This is a genomic window from Streptomyces palmae, assembly GCF_004684805.1.
In the GTDB taxonomy this organism is placed as follows: domain Bacteria; phylum Actinomycetota; class Actinomycetes; order Streptomycetales; family Streptomycetaceae; genus Streptomyces; species Streptomyces palmae.
In genome coordinates this window covers 1-1,490 of record NZ_SRID01000668.1, presented here as the reverse complement: position 1 = coordinate 1,490, position 1,490 = coordinate 1, and the positions used below count along the sequence as shown (strand labels likewise).

1 protein-coding gene is annotated in these 1,490 nt (G+C 70.7%); it reads right to left on the bottom strand.

The features are described from left to right. Window positions 1–1,490: non-ribosomal peptide synthetase (locus tag E4099_RS31945; protein WP_167828563.1), on the bottom strand; the 1,490-nt coding region annotated here is incomplete at both ends.

Sequence of the window (1,490 nt, the reverse complement as noted above, 5' to 3'; positions counted from 1 at the left end):
GCGGGAGGCAGCCGCCTGACAACGGGTCGCTCATCGTCGCGCAGACCGTCGCCTCCGTCGGGCCGTACGCGTTCACCATCCGGCGACCCCGCGACCACTGCTCCACCAGCGCCGGATTCGTCGCCTCACCGCCGACCGCCAGCGACACGCCGGCCGGCAGTCCGTCGTCCGGCATCAGCGCCAGCCCGGACGGCGGCAGCATCAGCTGGGTCACACCGAACTCGGCCACCAGAGCGGCCAGCGGCTCACCGGGCAGCAGCCGGTCAGGGGGCGCCACCACGAGCGCCGCGCCCGTGAACAGCGCCATGCCAAGCTCCCAGAACGCCGCGTCGAAGCTGGGCGAGGCGAACTGCAGCACCCTGCTCCGCGGGCCCACCTCGAACCGCTCGACCTGGGTGGCGATCAGGCTCGCGATGCCCGCATGCGAGACCACGACGCCCTTGGGCCGGCCAGTGGAGCCCGAGGTGTAGATCATGTACGCGGGGTGCCGGACCGACAGTGGCGCGGTGCGGTCCGCGTCCCGAGGAGCGGATCCGTCGCCCCCGGCCTCCGTCCACTCACCGATCACCAACTGCGGTACCCCGTCCGGTAGGTCGCAAGCGGCGTCGACCGACGTGATCGTCAGGACCGGGCTGGCATCCTCCAGCATGTACGCGATGCGTTCCGCGGGATATGTGACATCGACCGGGAGATAGGCGGCCCCCGCCTTCAGCACGCCGAGCATGGAGACCACCATCGCCACCGACCGGGGCAGAGCCACGGCGACGATGTCCTCCGGGCCGACCCCTTCGCCGATCAGGCGGCGGGCCAGCCGGTTGGCGCGCGCGTCCAGCTCCGCGTACGTCAGCCGGATGCCGTCGGTGGACAGCAGCGCGAGGGCCTCCGGAGCTTGCTCCACCTGCGCCTCGAAGAGCGCGACGGCGGTCCGGGCCGGGACCGGGGGAGAGGTGGCGTTCCAGGAGTCGAGCAGCAGCGCCCGCTCCTCGGGGGTCAGGATGTCCAGGCTTGCCACCGGGGCGTCCGGGGCGGTGGTCACGGCTTCGAGTAGCCGCGTCAGCCGTCCGGCGATCGACTCGGCCGTCCTGGCGTCGAAGACGTCCGTGCTGAACTCCAGCACCCCGGTCAGCCCGTCGTCACCGTCGTGCTCGGTGAACTCGAAGGTGAGGTCGAACTTGGCGATGCTCGCACGGACCGGGCGGATGGCGGTCTCGACTCCGGGGATCCGTGGGGCGATGCCCGAATCGTTCTGGTAGGCCAGCATGACCTGGAAGACGGGGTGGCTGTTGAGGGTGCGTTCGGGGTTGAGGGCTTCGACGAGTCGGTTGAAGGGGAGGTCTTGGTGGTCGTAGGCGGCGAGTGCGGTTTCCCGGGTGCGGGTGAGGAGTTCGCGGAAGCTGGGGTTTCCGGAGGTGTCGCCGCGTAGTACGAGGGTGTTGACGAAGAAGCCGATGAGGTGGTCGAGGGCTTCGTCGGTGCGGCCGGCGATGGCG